The 19,248-nt window shown below is 67.1% G+C and carries 16 protein-coding genes; 10 read left to right on the top strand and 6 right to left on the bottom strand.

Features of this window, described 5'->3' with window-relative positions; all coding sequences use genetic code 11:
* Together WJU17_RS09670 and WJU17_RS09675 are read right to left on the bottom strand one after the other, a co-directional pair.
* Positions 1 to 1,284 carry an acetyl-CoA C-acetyltransferase gene (locus WJU17_RS09670; RefSeq protein WP_346327428.1) on the bottom strand — a complete coding sequence of 428 codons (1,284 nt, stop codon included), beginning with the start codon at positions 1,282 to 1,284 and terminating at the stop codon, positions 1 to 3.
* Positions 1,284 to 3,551, bottom strand: a complete 2,268-nt coding sequence (locus WJU17_RS09675) for an acyl-CoA dehydrogenase (protein ID WP_346327117.1) — start codon at positions 3,549 to 3,551, stop codon at positions 1,284 to 1,286. The genes WJU17_RS09670 and WJU17_RS09675 overlap by 1 nt, the downstream gene beginning before the upstream one ends.
* Positions 3,552 to 3,745: 194 nt before the next feature.
* On the opposite strand from WJU17_RS09675, the gene egtB reads away from it, so the two are divergent.
* The 4 genes from egtB to WJU17_RS09695 all read left to right on the top strand — a co-directional run bounded on the left by egtB (position 3,746) and on the right by WJU17_RS09695 (position 7,340).
* The gene (gene egtB, locus WJU17_RS09680) at positions 3,746 to 5,023 is read left to right on the top strand and encodes an ergothioneine biosynthesis protein EgtB (protein WP_346327429.1); all 1,278 of its coding nucleotides are present in this window, start codon (positions 3,746 to 3,748) and stop codon (positions 5,021 to 5,023) included.
* A 78-nt stretch (positions 5,024 to 5,101) separates the two neighbouring features.
* Positions 5,102 to 6,049: an L-histidine N(alpha)-methyltransferase gene (egtD, locus tag WJU17_RS09685; protein WP_346327118.1), complete on the top strand. Its 948-nt coding sequence runs from the start codon at positions 5,102 to 5,104 to the stop codon at positions 6,047 to 6,049.
* A 54-nt stretch (positions 6,050 to 6,103) separates the two neighbouring features.
* Complete coding sequence (locus tag WJU17_RS09690) at positions 6,104 to 6,961, top strand: SDR family oxidoreductase (RefSeq protein ID WP_346327119.1); 858 nt, start codon at positions 6,104 to 6,106, stop codon at positions 6,959 to 6,961.
* Positions 6,962 to 7,028: 67 nt separating this feature from the next.
* Positions 7,029 to 7,340, top strand: a complete 312-nt coding sequence (locus tag WJU17_RS09695; protein ID WP_346327120.1) for a plasmid stabilization protein — start codon at positions 7,029 to 7,031, stop codon at positions 7,338 to 7,340.
* 45 nt (positions 7,341 to 7,385) lie between these two features.
* Here WJU17_RS09695 and WJU17_RS09700 read toward each other — a convergent pair whose 3' ends face one another.
* The 4 genes from WJU17_RS09700 to WJU17_RS09715 form a co-directional block, all read right to left on the bottom strand.
* Positions 7,386 to 7,991, bottom strand: coding sequence for a superoxide dismutase family protein (locus WJU17_RS09700; protein ID WP_346327121.1), 606 nt, complete (start codon positions 7,989 to 7,991; stop codon positions 7,386 to 7,388).
* Complete coding sequence (locus WJU17_RS09705; protein ID WP_346327122.1) at positions 7,988 to 8,578, bottom strand: MgtC/SapB family protein; 591 nt, start codon at positions 8,576 to 8,578, stop codon at positions 7,988 to 7,990. Before WJU17_RS09705 ends, WJU17_RS09700 begins: the two co-directional genes overlap by 4 nt.
* Positions 8,579 to 8,584: 6 nt before the next feature.
* Complete coding sequence (gene wrbA / locus WJU17_RS09710) at positions 8,585 to 9,187, bottom strand: NAD(P)H:quinone oxidoreductase (protein WP_346327123.1); 603 nt, start codon at positions 9,185 to 9,187, stop codon at positions 8,585 to 8,587.
* 129 nt (positions 9,188 to 9,316) lie between these two features.
* Positions 9,317 to 11,050 carry a diguanylate cyclase gene (locus tag WJU17_RS09715; RefSeq protein WP_346327124.1) on the bottom strand — a complete coding sequence of 578 codons (1,734 nt, stop codon included), beginning with the start codon at positions 11,048 to 11,050 and terminating at the stop codon, positions 9,317 to 9,319.
* Between the two features lie 341 nt (positions 11,051 to 11,391).
* Between WJU17_RS09715 and kdpF the strand changes: the two genes are divergently transcribed.
* Genes kdpF through WJU17_RS09745 form a run of 6 tightly spaced genes read left to right on the top strand, consistent with a single transcriptional unit; the run spans position 11,392 to position 19,240 of the window.
* Complete coding sequence (kdpF, locus tag WJU17_RS09720; protein WP_346327125.1) at positions 11,392 to 11,481, top strand: K(+)-transporting ATPase subunit F; 90 nt, start codon at positions 11,392 to 11,394, stop codon at positions 11,479 to 11,481.
* A 9-nt stretch (positions 11,482 to 11,490) separates the two neighbouring features.
* On the top strand, positions 11,491 to 13,200 hold the full coding sequence (gene kdpA, locus WJU17_RS09725) for a potassium-transporting ATPase subunit KdpA (protein ID WP_346327126.1): 1,710 nt from the start codon (positions 11,491 to 11,493) through the stop codon (positions 13,198 to 13,200).
* Between the two features lie 12 nt (positions 13,201 to 13,212).
* Entirely contained in the window at positions 13,213 to 15,243 is a 2,031-nt protein-coding gene (gene kdpB / locus WJU17_RS09730) for a potassium-transporting ATPase subunit KdpB (RefSeq protein ID WP_346327127.1), read from the top strand.
* Positions 15,244 to 15,252: 9 nt separating this feature from the next.
* Positions 15,253 to 15,843, top strand: coding sequence for a potassium-transporting ATPase subunit KdpC (gene kdpC, locus WJU17_RS09735; RefSeq protein ID WP_346327128.1), 591 nt, complete (start codon positions 15,253 to 15,255; stop codon positions 15,841 to 15,843).
* Positions 15,840 to 18,545 (top strand): sensor histidine kinase KdpD, encoded by a 2,706-nt coding sequence (locus tag WJU17_RS09740; RefSeq protein WP_346327129.1) that lies wholly within the window; start codon positions 15,840 to 15,842, stop codon positions 18,543 to 18,545. The genes kdpC and WJU17_RS09740 overlap by 4 nt, the downstream gene beginning before the upstream one ends.
* Positions 18,542 to 19,240, top strand: a complete 699-nt coding sequence (locus WJU17_RS09745) for a response regulator transcription factor (protein WP_346327130.1) — start codon at positions 18,542 to 18,544, stop codon at positions 19,238 to 19,240. Before WJU17_RS09740 ends, WJU17_RS09745 begins: the two co-directional genes overlap by 4 nt.
* Positions 19,241 to 19,248: the final 8 nt, after the last annotated feature.

A 19,248-nucleotide genomic window follows, 5' to 3' on the forward strand; every position in this document is an offset into this window, starting at 1 on the left:
TCATATCCTCTCGATCAGCATGGCGCCGCCCTGGCCGCCGCCGATGCACTCGGTCGCGATCCCGCGCCGACCGCCCTGACGGTGCAGCGCGTTGACCAGATGGAGGACGATGCGGTTACCGCTGGCCCCGACCGGATGCCCGAGACTGATGGCGCCGCCATCGACGTTGAGCCGGTCGCGGTCGATCTCGCCCAGCGGTCCTTCCAGCCCAAGCACGGACTGACAGTAATCCGCGTCGGACCAGGCCGCCAGACAGGCGAGCACCTGCGCGGCGAACGCCTCGTTAAGCTCCCAGAGGTCGATGTCGGCAAGGCTCAGGTCGCGGCGCTTCATGATCTCGGTGGCGCAGAGCGTCGGCCCCAGACCCATGATGGAGGGATCGAGCCCCGACCAGGCGCTGTCGAGAATGACCGCGCGCGGCTTCAGGCGGTATTTCTCCAGCGCCTCCTCGGACGCGAGCACCACCCAGGAGGCCCCATCGGTGATCTGCGAACTGTTGCCCGCCGTTACCTTGCCCCAGGGCCGCTCGAATACGGGCTTGAGGGATGAGAGCTTTTCCGCGGTGCTGTCGGGGCGAACGCCATCGTCCAGCTTGAACACCGTGCCGTCGCGCGCCATGGCCGGTTCCACCTCATCCTCCAGCCAGCCCTCATGCTGGGCCAGGGCAAGACGCCGGTGGCTTTCGGCCGCGTAGGCATCGGCCGCGGCACGGGACACCTCGAACAGATGGCCGACGATTTCGGCGGTCTGCCCCATGTTCAGATCGACGACGGGATCGGTCAGGCCGCGTTCGAGGCCAATCACCGGCTTGAGGAAGCGCGGACGGAATCCCGCCAGCGCCTTCAGGCGGTCGGGCACTGACCTGGCCGACATCAGGCCGCCGAACCATGCCGCCGCGTCCTGCCGGAACACCAGCGGCGCGTGGCTGAGGGATTCCGCGCCGCCCGCCAGGATCATGTCGGCATTCCCGGCCTCGATGGTCCGGAACGCGGTGTCGATCGATTGCATGCCGGAGCCGCAGTTGATCTGAACGGTGAACGCCGTCGTCGCGGCGTCCAGACCCAGGCGCAGCGCCGCGACCCGTGCCGGATTCATCTCGTCGGCGATGACATTCACGCATCCGAGAACGACCTGATCGAACGCATCGCGCGGGACGTCGACGCGGTTCAGCAACGGCCGGCCGCACTGGACCGCCAGATCGACGGGCGTGAACGGACCCGGCTTGCCGCGCACCTTGAGGAAGGGCGTCCGCGCGCCGTCGACGATATAGACCGGGCGCGCCATCAGCGGGCCGCCGCCGTCCGCCACGGCGCCTGCCGCTCGTCGGGAGCCTCGGGAACCCGGCCCGTCAGTTCCTCGGCTGAAAAGTCATCGACCGCGACCACGGCGGCGACGGCCTCGTTCATGGCGGTCACTAGATCCGCCTCCTGCTGCGTGATCGCTCCCTGCGCCAGCGCCTGATCCAGATCGCGCAGCTTGGCCCGGCGCATCCCGGCGAGCACCGGCTCGGCCTCCAGGGTGAGCGCGAAGGCCCGGTCGAGCAGCGCCAGGCCATCGCCCTCCCGGCCATGATGGAGGCCGGCAACGAGGCGCTCGCGCGCCTCGGAAGGCGCCAGCAGCAGGTCGGCGCACCGGCGCGCCAGCGCGTCGCTCGGTCCATGCCGGGCCGGGCCGAAGGGCTGCACCGCCACCTTGAGCAGCGCGGCGGCCGGACGATTCGGCAGGTTCGCGAACACATCGGCGAACAGCGTCTCGATGGTGGTCGCCCCCGACGCCATGCAGTAGTCCACCAGCGGCAGATCCGCCTCGTTTCGGCCTTCATCCTCCCAGCGCTTGAGGCACGCCGAGAGCAGGTAGAGTTCGGCGAGGATATCGCCGAGACGCGCGGACAGCATCTCGCGCCGCTTCAGCGCGCCGCCCAGGGTCATCAGGGCGAGATCGGCCGTCAGGGCAAAACCGGCGGCATAGCGGCCGAGCTGCTTGTAGTGATGGCTGACCGCACCGGCATCCGGGGCAGGCGATGACGCGCCGCCGGTCCAGGCCCGGCCCAGGGCGCGGAAGAAGGTCGCCGTGCTGTGGCCCAGATGTTTCCAGAAGACCTTGTCGAAAGCGTCCAGCCCGGCGTCACCGTCCTCGACCTGCAACGCCGCCATCTCGTCCAGAAGATAGGGGTGACAGCGGATGGCCCCCTGGCCGAAGACGATCAGGCTGCGGGTCAGGATGTTCGCGCCCTCGACGGTGATGCCGACGGGCACGGCCTTGTAGAAATTGCCCAGATAGTTGAGCGGTCCATCGATCACCGCCTTGCCGGCGTGGATGTCCATGGCGTCATTGGCCGACACGCGCATGCGCTCGGTGGCGTGAAGCTTCATGATCCCCGAGATCACCGACGGCTTGTGTCCGGCATCCAGCGCCGCGCAGGTCATCCGCCGCGCCCCATCGAGCAGGTAGGCATTGCCGGCCAGCCGGGCCAGCCGTTCCTGGATCCCCTCGAACTGGCCGATCGGAATGCCGAACTGCTGCCGGACCCGGGCATAGGCGCCGCTGGTATGCGCCGAGAAAGCGGCGCCCGCCGCCGACAGCGACGGCAGCGAGATACCGCGCCCCGCCGCCAGCGCGCTCATCAGCATCTTCCAGCCCTTGCCCGCCTGTTCCGCGCCGCCGATGACGTGATCCATGGGAATGAAGACGTCGCGGCCCCAGTTCGGGCCGTTTTGGAACATCTGCCCGGACGGGATGTGGCGCCGGCCGATCTCGACGCCGGGGGTGTCGGTCGGCACCAGCGCCACCGTGATCCCCAGCTCCGGCACGTCGCCCAGCAGACCGTCCGGATCGTCCAGGTTGAACGCCAGGCCGAGCACGGACGCGACGGGCCCGAGCGTGATGTACCGCTTGTGCCAGTTCAGCCGGATGCCCAGAACCTCCTGTCCCTGATGCAGGCCGCGGCAGACCACGCCCCGGTCGATCATGGACGCGGCGTCCGATCCCGCCTCCGGGCTGGTGAGCCCGAAGCACGGAATTTCCTCGCCCGACGCCAGACGCGGCAGCCAGTAGTCGCGCTGCGCGTCGGTGCCGAACTGCATCAGAAGCTCGCCCGGACCGAGGGAGTTGGGCACCATCACCGTCACCGCCGCCACGACGGAACGGGTCGAGATCGTGCGCACCACCTCGGAATGGGCGAATGCCGAAAACCCCAGGCCGCCATACTGCTTCGGAATGATCATGCCGAAAAACCGCTGCGCCTTGATGAAGGCCCAGACCTCGGGCGGCAGGTCGCGCCATTCCCAGTTGATACGCCAGTCGTCGAGCATGTCGCACAGCTCGCGCACCGGACCGTCCAGAAAGGCCTTTTCCTCGTCGGTTAGCCGCGCCGGTGCGGTAGCCAGCAGCCTGCTCCAGTCGGGATTGCCGGTAAACAGGTCCGCGTCCCACCACGTGTCGCCGGCCTCGAGCGCCTCGCGTTCGGTCGCCGACATGGCCGGTAACACGCCGCGGGCCCAGTCGAATATGGGCCGCGTGAGCAATCTGCGGCGTAGTGATCTTAAAGCCATGGTATCGTCCTGTGGGAGGCTGCTGATTTGTGAACGGCAACGCGCCGCCCTTGTTCCGCCCCCAAGCGCATCCATTAGGCCAGGATATAGGAGGCAAAACCGGCAAAGTAGAGGGAACCGAACCGGTAAGAGCGCGTTTTTCAGACAATCCATGCCAGCCGGGGCAGGTTGGCAAGCAGGGGATCATCGTGACCATCCAGTTACCCAAGGCCGCGGAGCCTGACGACCATCCTACTGTGTCATCGGCATTGCGGGATGCTTATGCCCAGGTCCGTGAGACCAGCGTGGCGCTGGCGGCGCCGCTCGCGCCCGAGGATCAGGTGCTGCAGAGCATGCCCGACGCCAGCCCGACCAAATGGCATCTGGCCCACACCTCCTGGTTCTTCGAAACCTTCCTGCTGAAGCCCCGCCTCGACGGCTATCGCCCGATCGACGAGCGGTACGATTACCTCTTCAACTCCTATTACCAGCAGATCGGAGCGCAGTTCCCGCGCGCCCGGCGCGGCCTCTTGTCCCGACCGACCGTTGATCAGGTGCTTGACTACCGCGCCCATGTGGACGACGCCATGCAGGCGCTCATCGCGCGCGAGGGCGACGACGTGGCGGACCTCGTCACGCTCGGGCTCAACCACGAGCAACAGCACCAGGAGCTGCTCGTCACCGACATCAAGCACCTCCTCGCCATCAACCCCCTGGCGCCCGCGCCCTACGGGCCGGCTCTCGCCCTCGCCCAGGACGCGCCGCCCCTGCACTGGATCGATTTCGACGGCGGCCTGCGCGAGATCGGCTTCCACGGCAACGGCTTCGCCTTCGACAACGAAGGCCCCCGCCACCGCCAGCACCTCGAAGCCTTCGCCCTGGCCTCGCGGCCGGTGACCAATGGCGAGTTCATCGCCTTCATGGACGCCGGCGGCTACGCCGATCCCGCGCTCTGGCTGTCCGAGGGATGGGCCAGGGTCCAGGCGGAAGGCTGGACGGCGCCGCTCTACTGGGAACCCGCCGCGACGGGCTGGACCCGGTACACCCTGCACGGCCGCCTGCCGGTCGACCCGGCCGCGCCGGTCTGTCATGTCAGCTATTACGAGGCCGCCGCCTATGCCGCTTGGGCGGGGTGCCGCCTGCCCACGGAGGCCGAATGGGAAGTCGCCGCGTCCGGCGCGCCCGTGGAGGGGCATTTCCTCGATATCGCCCGGCTGGAGCCGTCGGCCTGCGGCGGAACCGGGGCGAAATTGTGGCAGATATATGGCGATGTGTGGGAATGGACCGCCAGCGCCTATTCCGCCTATCCGCGATATCGGCCGGCCGCTGGCGCCATCGGCGAGTACAATGGCAAGTTCATGAGCAACCAGATGGTGCTGCGCGGCGGCAGCTGCGCCACGCCCGCGGGCCACATCCGGCCGAGCTACCGCAATTTCTTTCCGCCCGACACGCGCTGGCAATATTCCGGCATCAGGCTGGCACAGGACAGGTGACCCATGGACAAAAGTGAAAACCTTTTGGGATCAGACACTTCCGCCGGCATGCGCTTGCGGGGCGGCGAACCGGCCTTCATGATTGACCGCCACCCGCCAAAGGACGATTTCGCCGCCGACGTGCTGAACGGCCTGAGCCGGTCGCAGAAGTGGATCCCCCCGAAATATTTCTACGACGCCCGCGGCTCCCGCCTGTTCGAGGACATCTGCGCCACGCCGGAATACTACGTCACCCGCACCGAACTAAAGCTGCTCTCGGACGTCGGCCCGGACATCGCCACCATCACCGGCCGCGACGCGACCGTCATCGAGTTCGGCAGCGGCTCCGACGCGAAGATCCGGCGCCTGCTGGACGCTTTGCGCGCGCCCTGCGCCTATGTGGCCATCGACATCAGCCGCGACGCGCTGGAACGGGCGGTGGAAGACCTGGCACGCGACTATGACGGGCTGACGGTCGGCGGCATCTGCGCCGATTTCGGCACGCCGGTCGAGCTGCCGGACGAGGCCCTGAACGGGTGCGGCAAGCGGCTTGGCTTCTTTCCCGGCTCGACCATCGGCAACATGGACCGCCCGGTGGCGCGGCGCTTCCTCGCACGCGTGCGGGAAATGTTCCAGCCCGGCGACGGCTTCCTGATCGGCGTCGATCTGCGCAAGGACCGGGATATTCTCGAGCCGGCCTACAATGACGCGTCCGGCGTGACCGCCGAATTCAACCTGAACGTCCTGCACCGCATCAACCGCGAACTGGGCGGCACCATCGATATCGGCACGTTCCGCCACGACGCCTACTACAACGAGGACGAAGGCCGGATCGAGATGCATCTGCGCGCCATGGAGGACACCTCGTTCAGGGTTGCGGACACGCCCTTCTCCATGCGCCGCGGCGAGACCATCCACACTGAAAATTCCTACAAATACGCCATTCCGGAATTCGTCGAGGCGGCGGAAGCCGCCGGCTTCTGGGTCGTCCAGAGCTGGCAGGACAAGCGGTCGCTGTTCAGCCTCCACTACCTGACCGCCGTCTGAAGGAACAAAGCCGCGCCTGCCCGGTTGTTTGGATAAACCGAGCAGGAGCAGACCATGACGGATGATCACGGCGGCAAGCCCGCGCAGCATCAGGACCATCAGCCCGGCGACGAACGGGCGATGCACCCCAGGCCGCGCTATGAACCGCGCTTTCCGGGCGCCGGCCGGCTCGAGGGCAAGGTCGCGCTGATCACCGGCGGCGACAGCGGCATCGGCCGGGCCGTGGCGGTCTTGTTCGCGCGCGAAGGCGCGCGGATCGCCATCGTCTACCTGGAAGAGACCGAGGATGCGCGGGTCACCCAGGACATCGTCGAGGCGGAAGGCAGCGAATGCTTCACCATCGAGGGCGATGTCGGCGATCCGGCGTTCTGCTGCCATGCGGCCGAGCAGGTCGCGCAGCGCTTCGGGCGTCTCGACGTGCTCGTGAACAACGCCGCCGAACAGCACGAGCAGGATGACGTACGCGACATTTCCCCGGCGCAGCTCGACCGCACGTTCCGGACCAATGTCTATGGCTACTTCTTCATGACCCAGGCGGCGCTCGATCACATGCGGGACGGCGCTGCCATCGTGAACACCGCCTCGATAACAGCCTATCGCGGCAGCGATCACCTGATGGATTACGCCTCGACGCGCGGTGCCGTGGTGGCGTTCACCCGATCACTGGCGAAATCCCTGGCCGAGCGCCGGATCCGGGTCAACGGGGTGGCGCCGGGACCGATTTGGACGCCGCTGATCCCGGCCAGTTTCGATGGCGACCAGGTCGCGGAATTCGGGACCAGCACGCCGATGGGTCGCCCGGGAGAGCCCAACGAGGTCGCGCCGTGTCATCTGTTTCTCGCCTGCGAGGATTCCAGCTACATGACCGGCCAGGTCCTGCACCCCAATGGCGGCGACCTGATGGTCAGCTAAGCCTTCGGAACAGTCTTTTTGCCGGCACGTTGCAGGTTCACCGTGCATCAAAGACAGGAGACGGATCATGCCTCGCGGTGACAAGTCAGCCTATACGGACAAGCAGAAGCGCAAGGCCGAGCATATCGAGGAAAGTTACGAGAATCGGGGCGTCGGCAAGGAAGAGGCCGAGAAGCGCGCCTGGGCAACCGTCAACAAGGAAAGCGGCGGCGGCAACAAGAGTGGCTCGGGCCGGGGCAAGGCCGATACCCACGAGGCCGCGCGCAAGGGCGGGCGGAAGGGCGGCGAAGCCTCGGCGTCACGCTCGGCGGAGGAACGCTCCGCCTCGGCGCGCAAGGCGGCCGCGACCCGCAAGCGGAATCAGGAAAAATCCGCCTGACGCCGCCCTCGCCCGGCGAGAGCGGCGCCCAGCCGGGTCAGGCGGCTATTCGGCGGCCTTCACGTTGATCACGCCGCAGGCAATGCGGCCGCCAGCATCGCCGGCAGGGTCGCTGACATAGTCGTCGGCGCCCGCATGGATCACGAAGGCAGAACCATCATCGTCGTTCAGGCTAACCTGACTCGACGATTTGAGCGACGCGCCGGCAAGGAACAGCTCCACATCCAGTGCCCCGGTGGAGGGCACCACCAGATTGGGCATGTCGCCGACATGAGAGCCGTCGGGATTCATGAAGCCGTGCTGGGCTTTGGTGGGGTTGAAATGCCCCCCGGCCGACGAGAAATCGCCCTCGCACACGCCCTTCTCATGGATGTGAAAGGCGTGCGGCCCCGGTGGTAAGCCCGTCAGGCGCGCCGTCAGGGCGAGGCCCATGGGCGCTGTCTTGAGCTCGACGATCCCTACGTTCCGCCCCTTTGAATCCTTGAGCAGGGCGCTCGCCATCTGTGGCGCGGGCGCCGCCTGCTCGGCGCGCGCCTTGTCTGCCGCGGCCTTGGCCTCGGCGCTCGGCTCGGCCGCCCAGGACGGTGCCGCAACGGCCACCGCCACGCCCATGGCGCCAGCGAGCGCCGTGAATGATGTACGCTTGCTCATGTCTCTCTCCTTGTCGGTTCGGAAACACCGCGAACGGCGCGTTCCTCGGGGTCAGAGGGGGGATCCGGCACGGGCGCCGGATGTTTGGAATGATCGAGAGGCCGGGTCGCGTCAGTGGGCATCATGCCCTCCAGGACGCGGATGAGGACGAGGATCACCAGCGCCGCGCCAGTGGCGAGCCCGGCGACCGGGTAGAAACCGAGGCCACACGCCAAGCCGACCGCGCCCGTGAGCCATAGCGTGGCGCCGGTCGTCAAACCGGCAACACGCTTGCCTGAGATGATGATCGTCCCGGCGGCGAGGAAGGCGACACCCGCCGTGACCGCCTCGATGACGCGTAACAGGTCGATCTGCGAACTCTCTCCCAGATGCTGCGTCCGGTAGGTCACTTCCAGGGCGATGATCATGAAGGTGCTCGCCGCGAGAGCAACCAGCATATGGGTGCGAAGCCCCGCCGGGCGGTTGCGGTATTCACGCTCGAAGCCGATGGCGGCGCCGAGCACGAGGGCCAGCGTCATGCGGATCCCCATTTCGGAGATCGAAATATACGTTGCGAACGGGTCGAAGATACCGTCGGCGTCGCTCATGGCGGCTTATGCCGACAACCGGCGCGCGATGTCCGTCACATGCCGGCCCTGAAAGCGCGCGCCCTCTAGCTCGTTCCGGCTTGGCTGGCGCTCTCCTTTCGAGCCCGCGATGGTGGTCGCGCCATAAGGGGAGCCCCCCGAGATTTCCTCCAGCGTCGTCTGGCCGGCGAAACTGTAGGGCAGACCGACGACCACCATGCCGAGATGCAGCAGGGTGACATGCACGTTGATCAGTGTCGTCTCCTGCCCGCCATGCTGGGTCGCGGTCGACGCGAACGCGCTGCCGACCTTGCCGACGAGCGCGCCCTTCTGCCAAAGCCCGCCCGTCTGGTCGAGGAAGTTGCGCATCTGGCCGCTCATGCTGCCATAGCGGGTTGGCGTGCCGATGATCAGGGCATCGTAATCGGCCAGCGACGCCGGCTCGATGATCTCGCCGACCTGATCGGTCTTCCCGCCCGCCTTGCGGAACGCGTCCTCGGGCATCAACTCCGGCACCCTGCCGAGGGTCGGCGTACCGCCCGCGTGGGTCACGCCTTCGGCGACCGCCTTCGCCATGGTTTCGACGTGGCCGTACATGCTGTGATAGAGCACCAGAACCCGAACACTCATCAGCACCTCCCGCTATGAACAGAGAGAGGTTAACGCCGACCGGCGCCGCCGGGTTCCGTTACCACATCGGGCGATGAGCCAAGGGGCGCGTTCCCGCGGGGGCACGGCCCGTAGACCCATGCGCCGGAGCTAGGCCGGTTCCATGACGATCACGCGGTCGCGTCCAGCCCCCTTCGCCACGTAGAGCGCCGCGTCGACCCGCGCGATGATCCTGTCGACGGGCTCGTCGGGACCGGCGAGGCAGGCGCCGATGCTCGCGGTCACGTCCACCTCGCGCCCATCCTCCAGCAGGATCGGAGCACCGCTGAAACTGGCGCTGATCTTGTGGGCGATCACCCTCAGCGTCTCCTGACCGCACTCGGAGATCAAAACCACGAACTCGTCACCGCCCCAGCGTGCCGCGATATCATAGCTGCGCAGGTCGTTCCGGAGGCGGCGCGCGAGTTCTGCCAGCACCTGATCGCCCCCGTGATGTCCATAGCCGTCATTGACGCTCTTGAACATGTCCACGTCGATCAGCAGCAGGCCTACCCTGTGGCCGTGGCGAGCGGCGCGGTTGCGCTCGCCCTCGACGGCCTGGACGAAACCGCGCCGATTATAGACTTCGGTGAGCGGATCCATGTAGGCGAGACGCTCGAGCTTCTCGGTTCGCTCCTGCACCCGGCTCTCCAGCAGGCGGGTGTTGTCGCCTACTTCGCGCGCCATTTCGCTGAACGAGCGCGATAGGCGGCCGATCTCATCATTCACCGGGTCGATGGGCGTGGAGAAGTCGCCCTGCTTGACCTGATGCACCGCCGCCTCCAGCCGGGCGAGGCGATTGAGCACCACATGGCGGAACAGCAACGTCACCAACAGGGTAGCCGCCGCGAGGACAACCGCGAGGAACGCCCCGATGGGATTGAACAATTGCCGCTCGATCAGCTGGTCGACATCCATCAGCGTCACGTTGAACCAGCCGATCTGGTCGAGGTAGCCGACCCCGGCGAGCACCTGATGCCCTTCCATCTCGACGAAGCGCGATTCCACCCGGTTCTTTTCGGCCGCGACCCGCTTCATCATCGCCGCCAGGGCCTTGCGGTCCTGCTCTCGTTCGAGCAGCCGGAAGATGGTCTTCTTGGACTTGGCGTCCTTGGTCAGGCTGTGAAAGTCGACCATGCGCGGATCGCGGTGGGCCTGGATGGCGCCGCTCGCGTCGACGAACACGCTGTCGATGCCGCGCTGCGGGAAATCGACCACCTCGCGGATGAAATCGGTGAGGTCGATGCCGGTGCCGATCATGCCCAGCACCTGGTCGCCTTCGCGGACCGGACAGTTCACCCAGACCTTGGTCACCCGGATGTTGTCGTCGTGATCGACATTCAGCTGGCAGACCGCATCGCTCCGGATCGTCTTGTAGTACCAGCCATCGCGGGGATTGTCGGGACTCAGCGTGTAGCGCAGTTGTTGGCCGGCATAGGCGTCATCGCGGTCGTTGAAATAGTAGTTGGCCGACTTGTCGATGACGAAGAAATAGCTGCGGTCCTTGAACGCGAGACGGTAGTGCTCCAGTTCGGCGAGGCCGCGGGCACGCTTGTCAGGCTCGTCCTCATCCATGGCCCATTCGAGAATGGCCGGCGATCTGGCTAATGTCTGGGCAAGGGACGCTTCCCGGAAGAGGGTCTCCAGCCCGCGATAGCGGTCGAACTGGACCTGCTTTTCGGCGAACAGGGTGCCGAGACGCACCACCGCCGTATTCACCAGCCGATCAAACGCCAGGAAGGCCGCCATCGCCGTCACGATGAAGATGGCCCCGGTCAGCAACAGCACCCGGGTATTCAGGCTTGGCGTACGCACCAGCGCCGGACGGCGACTTTTCTCTGCCACGGATCAGGCCCCCTTCAACGACCTGTATCCGCGAAAGCGCAGGGCCGCTCAACATTAAATAGGCGGCCCGGCGTTGATCGTCACAGCGCTTGGCGAATTTATCCGCGCCAGGACCCGCCATTTTCCCGCCCCAGCACGGCTTCCAGTCCCGACCGTGATCGGCATCGAATTTTTACACGGGGGGCGCCTATGGTCAGCCTGAACGGAGCGCCCCCTGAAGGCACGGCTCCCGGAGGAGAACGACCATGCAAGATCTTCTGTGGCTTGGGCTGGGCGCCGGACTGTTCGCGGCGGCCCTGATCTACATCCGCCTGTGCGATGGCGCTTAAGGACATTTCGTCATGACAATCGATCTCTGGCTGGGCGGCGCGGTCGCCCTGGGCCTGCTCATCTATCTGGTCGCCGTGCTGGTGCGGCCGGAAAAATTCTAGAGGTGTTCGATGAACGCTGAAGGCTGGTTGCTCATCATCATCTTCACCCTGATCCTGGTGGCCCTGACGCGGCCCGTGGGCGCTTGGCTCTTCGCGCTCTACGACGGTCGGCGGACGCCGCTGCACCTGGCGCTGGGCCCCATCGAACGCGGTTTCTACAAGGTGGCCGGCATCGACCCCTCAGCCGAGCAGAGCTGGCGGCGCTATGCGCTCTCCATGCTGCTGTTCAACGCATTGGGAGTCGCGCTGCTCTATACGCTGCAGCGCCTGCAGGGCGCATTGCCGCTCAATCCGCAGGACTTCGGCGCCGTCAGCGAACATCTGGCGCTCAATACCGCCGTGAGTTTCGTCACCAACACCAACTGGCAGTCCTATGGGGGCGAGACGAGCATGAGCCACCTGACCCAGGTGGTCGGGCTCACCGTCCAGAACTTCCTGTCGGCGGCGACGGGCATATCGCTCGCCTTCGCCCTGATCCGGGGTTTTGCCCGCCGAGAGGCCGCCGGCATCGGCAATTTCTGGGCCGATCTGACCCGCGTCACCCTCTATCTGCTGCTGCCCGCCTGCGTCGTGCTCGCCCTCGCCTTCATGGCCATGGGCGTGCCGCAGACGCTGGAGGCCTCGGTCGTCGCCACGACCCTTGAAGGCGGCCAGCAGACCATCGCGCTGGGGCCGGTCGCGTCCCAGGAGGCGATCAAGATCCTCGGGACCAATGGCGGTGGCTTCTTCAACGTCAATTCGTCCCATCCCTTCGAAAATCCCAGCGTCCTGTCCAATCTGGTCCAGATGCTGGCCATCTTCGCCATCGGCGCCGGTCTCACATGGACGTTCGGCCGCGCGGTGGGCAACACAAGGCAAGGCTGGGCGATCCTCAGCGCCATGCTGATCCTGTTCCTTGCCGGCGTCGCCGTCGCCTACGCGGCGGAAGCCGCCGGCAACCCGATCCATCACGCCCTGGGCGTCGCCGCGGGCGGCGGCAACATGGAAGGCAAGGAAGTGCGCTTCGGCATCGCCGCCAGCGCCCTGTTTGCCGTCATCACCACGGCGGCCTCGTGCGGCGCGGTCAATGCCATGCATGACAGCTTCACCGCCATCGGCGGCGCGGTGCCCCTGTTCAACATGGAACTGGGCGAGGTCATCATCGGCGGCGTCGGCGCCGGCCTCTACGGCATGCTGCTCTTTGCCATCCTGGCGATCTTCGTCGCGGGCCTGATGGTCGGCCGTTCCCCCGAATATGTCGGCAAGAAGATCGAGGCCCGCGAGGTCAAGCTGGCGGTTCTCGCCATCGCCATTCTGCCGCTGGTCATGCTCGTCTTTACCGGGATCGCCTCGGTCACCGACGCCGGCCTGGCGGGGACCCTGAACAAGGGGCCGCACGGTTTCAGCGAGATTCTATACGCCTTCACCTCGGCGGCCGCCAACAATGGCAGCGCCTTCGCCGGACTGAGCGCCAATACGCCCTTCTACAACGGGCTGCTGGCGGCGGGCATGTGGCTGGGGCGGTTCTTCATCATCATCCCCATGCTGGCCATCGCCGGCTCGCTGGCGGCCAAACGCCACATCCCCGAAACCGCCGGGTCGTTCCCCACCACCGGCGCGCTCTGGGTCGGCCTGCTGACCGGCGTGGTGCTGATCGTCGGCGGATTGACATTCCTGCCGGCGCTGGCGCTGGGACCGGGCGCCGATCACATGGCGATGATCAGCGGCCAGACTTTCTAGAAGGCACGGACCATGACGCAGAAAACACCGTCTCCCTCGCTGTTCAGCGCCGACCTGATCGGGCCGGCCCTCGGCGATTCCTTCCGCAAGCTGGACCCGCGCACGCTGGTGCGCAACCCGGTCATGTTCACCACCGCCGCCGTCGCGCTGCTGCTCACCCTGCTGCTGCCGCTGGTCGAGGATACCGGCTTTCACCTTCAGCTCGTGCTCTGGCTCTGGGTTACCGTCCTGTTCGGCAACTTCGCCGAGGCCATGGCCGAAGGGCGCGGCAAGGCGCAGGCCGCCGCCCTGCGCGCCACCAAGGCGGAGTTGACCGCCAAGAAGCTCGGGCCGGATGGCGAAGCGTTTGAAACAGTGCCCGCCCATGAGCTGAAACATGGCGATCTGGTGCTGGTCGAGACCTTCGATCTGATCCCCGCCGATGGCGAGGTAATCGAGGGCGTCGCCAGCGTCAACGAATCCGCCATCACCGGCGAATCCGCGCCCGTGATCCGCGAGGCCGGCGGCGACCGCTCGGCCGTCACCGCCGGCACGCGGGTGATCTCGGACTATATCAAGGTCCGCGTCACCGCCGGGCCGGGCCATGGCTTCATCGACCGGATGATCGCCCTGATCGAAGGCGCGGAGCGGCAGAAGACGCCCAACGAGGTGGCGCTGACCATCCTGCTGGTCGGCCTGACCATCATCTTCCTGATCGCGGTCGCGACCGTCCCGGCCTTCGCCGCCTATGCCGGCGGCGTCATCCCGGTCGCCATCCTGGCGGCGCTGCTGGTGACCCTGATTCCGACCACCATCGCGGCGCTCTTGTCGGCCATCGGCATCGCCGGCATGAACAGGCTGGTGCGCGTCAACGTGCTCGCCAAGTCGGGCCGCGCGGTCGAGGCCGCTGGCGACGTGGATACGCTGCTGCTCGACAAGACCGGCACCATCACCCTCGGCGACCGGCAAGCCGCCGCCTTCAAGCCGCTGAGCGGCGTTGGCCTACAGGAACTGGTCGAGGCCGCCTGCCTCGCCAGCCTGGCGGACGAAACACCCGAAGGCCGCTCCATCCTGGTGCTGGCGCGCGAGGCGCACGGCATCGCCGACCTGGCCATGCCGGCCGACGCGACCATCATCCCCTTCTCCGCCCAGACCCGGCTGTCCGGCATCGAGACCGGCGGCCTTCTCATCCGCAAGGGCGCCGTCGATGCGGTGGTGAATACGGTCCCCGAGCTGCGCGGGTCGCCGCTCGTCGAGGAACTGCGGCGGATCACGGACGAGATCGCCCGCGCGGGCGGCACGCCGCTGGCCGTGGTGCGCGGCGGTCGCCTGCTCGGCGCCATCTATCTGAAGGACATCATCAAGGACGGCATGCGCGAGCGCTTCACCGAGTTGCGCCGCATGGGCATCCGCACGGTGATGATCACCGGCGACAACCCGCTGACCGCCGCGTCCATCGCGGCCGAGGCCGGCGTCGACGACTTCCTTGCCCAGGCCACTCCGGAGGACAAGCTGGCCTTCATCCGCAAGGAGCAGCAGGGCGGCAAGCTGGTCGCCATGTGCGGCGACGGCACCAATGACGCGCCGGCGCTGGCGCAGGCCGATGTGGGCGTGGCCATGAACACCGGCACGCAGGCGGCGCGCGAGGCCGGCAACATGGTCGATCTGGACAGCGATCCGACCAAGCTCATCGAGATCGTCGGGCTGGGCAAGCAACTGCTCATGACGCGCGGCGCGCTGACCACCTTCTCCATCTCCAACGACGTGGCCAAATACTTCGCCATCCTGCCGGCCATGTTCGTCGTGCTGTACCCGTCGCTGGGCGCGCTCAACGTCATGCAGCTGAGCTCGCCGGAAAGCGCCATCCTGTCGGCGATCATCTTCAACGCCCTGATCATCCCGGCCCTGGTGCCGCTGGCCCTGAAGGGCGTGCGCTATCGTCCGGCGGGCGCGGGCCAGCTGCTGTCACGCAATCTGGCGATCTATGGACTGGGCGGCCTGATCTCGCCCTTCATCGGCATCAAGCTCATCGACCTGGCCGTCAGCGGCCTGGGTCTCGCCTGAGGAGGCATCATGCTTTCGGAACTTCGCCACGCCCTGCGTCCCGCGCTGGCCCTGCTGTTGCTGTTCACCGTTCTTCTGGGGCTCGCCTATCCGCTCGCGATCCTCGGCATCGGCCAGACGGTCCTGCCCTGGCAGGCCAATGGCAGCCTGATCGAGGAGGAGGGCCGCGTCGTCGGGTCCGACCTGATCGGTCAGACATTCACCGAGGCGCGCTACTTCCACGGCCGGCCATCGGCGGCGGGCACGGGCTACGACGCGGCGGCGTCGTCCGGCTCCAACCTCGGCCCGACATCGAAAGTATTGGCGGAGCGTATCGCCACCGATGTCGCGAAAGCACGCGCGGACGGCGCGGATGGTGCCGTCCCGGCCGATCTGGTGACGGCGTCAGGCTCGGGCCTCGACCCGCACCTCTCACCCGAGGCGGCAAGGGCGCAGATCGCCCGGGTCGCGGCGGCGCGCGGCCTTTCCGAAGATGCCGTCGCCAAACTGGTCGAGCGCGCGATCGAGCCGCCGCTGGCGGGATTCATCGGCGCGCCGCGCGTGAACGTGCTGCGGCTCAATCGACAACTCGACCTGCAGGCGGCTACACTCGTCCCGTGAACACGCGGCTTTCCGATCCGGACCGTCCCTCACCCGACGTCCTGCTGCATCAGGCACAGGAAGGCCGCGGGCGCCTGAAGATTTTCCTCGGCGCGGCGCCCGGCGTCGGCAAGACCTACGCCATGCTGGAATCGGCCCAGCGCAAGCAGGCCGAAGGCATCGACGTGGTGGTCGGCGTCGTCGAGAGCCACGGCCGCGCCGAGACCGAGGCGCTGACGCGCGGCCTGAAGATCATCCCCCGCAAGACGGTCGAGTATCGCGGCCGGATCATGAGCGAGATGGATCTGGACGCCATCCTCGCCCGCAAGCCGCAGCTGGTGCTCGTCGACGAGCTGGCGCACACCAATCTTCCCGGCGGACGCCACGGCAAACGCTTCCAGGATGTCGAGGAACTGCTGGCCGCCGGGATCGATGTCCACACCACGCTGAACATCCAGCACCTCGAGAGCCTGAACGACGTGGTCGCGCGCATCACCCGCATCCGGGTGCGCGAGACCCTGCCCGACAAGGTGCTGGAGCTGGCGGACGAGATCGAATTGATCGACCTGCCGCCGGACGACCTGATCCAGCGGCTGCGCGAGGGCAAGGTCTATCTGCGCGACCAAGCCAACCGCGCGGTGAACCATTTCTTCACGCGCGGCAACCTGACCGCCCTGCGCGAGCTCGCCCTGCGCGCCGCCGCCGAGCGCGTGGACCGGCAGATGCTGTCCTACATGGCGTCGCACGCCATTCCGGGCCCGTGGCCGACGCAAGAGCGGATCATGGTCTGCGTCGACGAAAGCCCCGGCTCGGAAAATCTGATCCGCACGGCCAAGCGCATGGCCGAGCGCCAGAAGGCGCCCTGGCTGGCGGTACATGTGGAGACCCATCACGACGACCTGTTGCCCGAGGACGCCAAGGACCGGCTGGTCGCCAACATGCTTCTGGCCGAGCAACTGGGCGCCGAGGCGGTCTCGCTGCCCTCCGATGCCGACATCGCCGAGGAGCTGCTGAATTACGCGGCGCGGCGCAACGCCATGCGCCTGGTGATCGGCCGGCCGCGGCGGTTCCGGCTGCGCCGGCTGGTGCGCGCCTCGGTGACCGACACGCTGATCCGGCGCGCGGTCGATTTCGACCTGACCATCGTGTCGGCGTCGAAGGAGCGATCGGTGGAGACGGCGGCGCCTTTGCCGCCAACCGAGCGCAAGATGGCGCTCCGGCCGTTCCTCGACGCTAGCGGGATCGTCGCCCTGTCCACGCTGGTCGCGTTCGGCGTCGATGCGGTGCTGCCTCTGCCCAACCTGTCGCTGGTGTTCCTGACCGGCGTGCTGGTGACGGCGATCCGGCTGGGCCTGTGGCCGTCGATCTATGCCAGCTTCCTCAGCTTCCTGGCCTATAATTTCCTGTTCACGCCGCCGTTTCACACCTTCAGCATCGACCGGCCGGAAGATTCGCTGACCATCGTGTTCTTCCTGATCGTGGCGACGCTGGTGGGCAATCTGGCCGCGCGCCTGCGCGGCAAGGCGGTGGCGACGCGGCTGACGGCACGGCGCACCGAGAACCTCTACGAGTTCAGCCGCCGGGTGGCGAGCGCCGCCAATCTGGAGGACGTGGCCTGGGCGGTGGTTTCTCACGTGGCCAATTCCCTGCAATGCCAGTCGGTGATCCTGCTGCCGCGCGGCGGGGTGCTGGAAATCGCCGCCGGATTCCCGCCGGAAGACACCCTGACCGCCGGCAACTGGGCCGCCGCCGAATGGGCATGGGCGCATGGCAAGCCGGCGGGCTGGTCGTCGGACACGCTGCCCGGGTCCGACTGGCTGTTCGTGCCCATGACCATGAACAGCCGGACCGTCGGGCTGGTCGGCGTGTCGTTTCCCGGCAGCGAAAAGCAGTTCACCACGGAACAGCGGCGTCTGCTCTTGGCGGTGGTCGACCAGGCGGCACTGGCGGTGGAGCGCACCAATCTGGCCAGCGACATCGAGGAGCAGCGGCTGCTGACCGAGACGGAGGCGCTGCGCCAGGCGCTGCTGTCGTCCATTTCCCACGATCTGCGCACGCCGCTGGTGTCGATCATCGGCTCGGTGACGACGCTGCAGGAATATGGCGACACGCTGACGCCCGCCTTCCGGGGCGAACTGATGAGCACGATTCATGAGGAGGCGGAGCGCCTGAACCGGTTCGTGCAGAACCTGCTCGACATGATCCGGCTGGGTTATGGTGCCGTCGGCCTGCGGCTGGACTGGCTGGACCTGCGCGAAATACTGGGCCGGGCGCGCGAGAAGACCGCGCGGCAACTGGGCGCGCACGAGGTGACCCTGGAGGTGGCCGAGGACATCGGCCTGCTGCAGGCCGACGGGGTCCTGATCGAGCAGGTGATCGCCAACCTGCTGGACAACGCGGCCAAATATTCGCCGCCGGGCGCGCCGATCCGCATCACCGCCGCCCGCGAGGCGAACGAGGCCGTCATCCGCGTGATCGACGCCGGCGCCGGCATTTCGCCCGAGCACCGCGAAGCGGTGTTCGACATGTTCTTCCGGGTCCGGGCCGGGGACCGGCAGCCGGCCGGGACCGGACTGGGTCTTGCCATTTGCCGGGGCTTCGTCGAGGCCCATGGCGGCCAGATCCGCGCCGAGGCCGGACCGGGCGGTCTGGGCACCGCCATCGTGGTGCGGCTGCCGCTGGGCACGGGGCCGCTGGCGCCGGACGCCGAGGATGCCGCATGAGCGCGCCGGTCGCCCGCATCCTCGTCATCGACGACGAACCGCAGATCAGGCGCTTTCTGCGCATCAGCCTGGCGGCGGGCGGCTATGACGTGGTCGAGGCGGGCACCGCGGCCGAGGGAATCTCGCGGCATCTGGACACCCATCCCGACCTGATCGTGGTCGATCTCGGATTGCCGGACATGGACGGCCAGGACGTGGTGAGCCGGATCCGCGCCCGCTCGGAAACGCCGATCATCGTCCTGTCGGTACGGGCGGGCGAGAGGGACAAGATCGAGGCGCTGAACCGGGGGGCGAACGACTACGTCACCAAGCCGTTCGGCATCGGCGAGTTCATGGCGCGAATCCGCGCCACCCTGCGCGCCCGCAACGCGCCTTCCAGCCTGTCGGCGCCCTTCACCGTCGGGCCGGTGAGCATCGACCTGGCGACCCGCAAGGTGAGCATGTCCGGCGCGCCGGTGAAACTGACCCGCAAGGAATTCGAGCTGCTGCGCCTGCTGGTGGTCAATGCCGGCCGAGTCCTGACCCATCAATATCTGCTGCAGCAGGTCTGGGGGCCGGCGCATCTGAACGATTCCCATTACCTGCGCATCTATATCGGCCATCTGCGCCAGAAGCTGGGCGATGATCCGGCCGATCCGAAACTGATCGTGACCGAGCTCGGTGTAGGGTACCGTCTGGTGGACGAGCCGCGGTAATGGAGGGG

Source organism: Iodidimonas sp. SYSU 1G8 (assembly GCF_039655775.1).
Classification (GTDB): Bacteria; Pseudomonadota; Alphaproteobacteria; order SMXS01; family SMXS01; genus RI-34.

Coding starts and splice junctions, on each gene's coding strand:
- WJU17_RS09745 (WP_346327130.1), top strand. CDS start 18,542: ATGAGCGCGCCGGTCGCCCGCATCCTCGTCATCGACGACGAACCGCAG.
- WJU17_RS09705 (WP_346327122.1), bottom strand. CDS start 8,578: ATGAGCGACGCCGACGGTATCTTCGACCCGTTCGCAACGTATATTTCG.
- WJU17_RS09675 (WP_346327117.1), bottom strand. CDS start 3,551: ATGGCTTTAAGATCACTACGCCGCAGATTGCTCACGCGGCCCATATTC.
- WJU17_RS09670 (WP_346327428.1), bottom strand. CDS start 1,284: ATGGCGCGCCCGGTCTATATCGTCGACGGCGCGCGGACGCCCTTCCTC.
- kdpF (WP_346327125.1), top strand. CDS start 11,392: ATGACAATCGATCTCTGGCTGGGCGGCGCGGTCGCCCTGGGCCTGCTC.
- kdpA (WP_346327126.1), top strand. CDS start 11,491: ATGAACGCTGAAGGCTGGTTGCTCATCATCATCTTCACCCTGATCCTG.
- kdpC (WP_346327128.1), top strand. CDS start 15,253: ATGCTTTCGGAACTTCGCCACGCCCTGCGTCCCGCGCTGGCCCTGCTG.
- wrbA (WP_346327123.1), bottom strand. CDS start 9,187: ATGAGTGTTCGGGTTCTGGTGCTCTATCACAGCATGTACGGCCACGTC.
- egtD (WP_346327118.1), top strand. CDS start 5,102: ATGATTGACCGCCACCCGCCAAAGGACGATTTCGCCGCCGACGTGCTG.
- WJU17_RS09690 (WP_346327119.1), top strand. CDS start 6,104: ATGACGGATGATCACGGCGGCAAGCCCGCGCAGCATCAGGACCATCAG.
- kdpB (WP_346327127.1), top strand. CDS start 13,213: ATGACGCAGAAAACACCGTCTCCCTCGCTGTTCAGCGCCGACCTGATC.
- WJU17_RS09695 (WP_346327120.1), top strand. CDS start 7,029: ATGCCTCGCGGTGACAAGTCAGCCTATACGGACAAGCAGAAGCGCAAG.
- WJU17_RS09700 (WP_346327121.1), bottom strand. CDS start 7,991: ATGAGCAAGCGTACATCATTCACGGCGCTCGCTGGCGCCATGGGCGTG.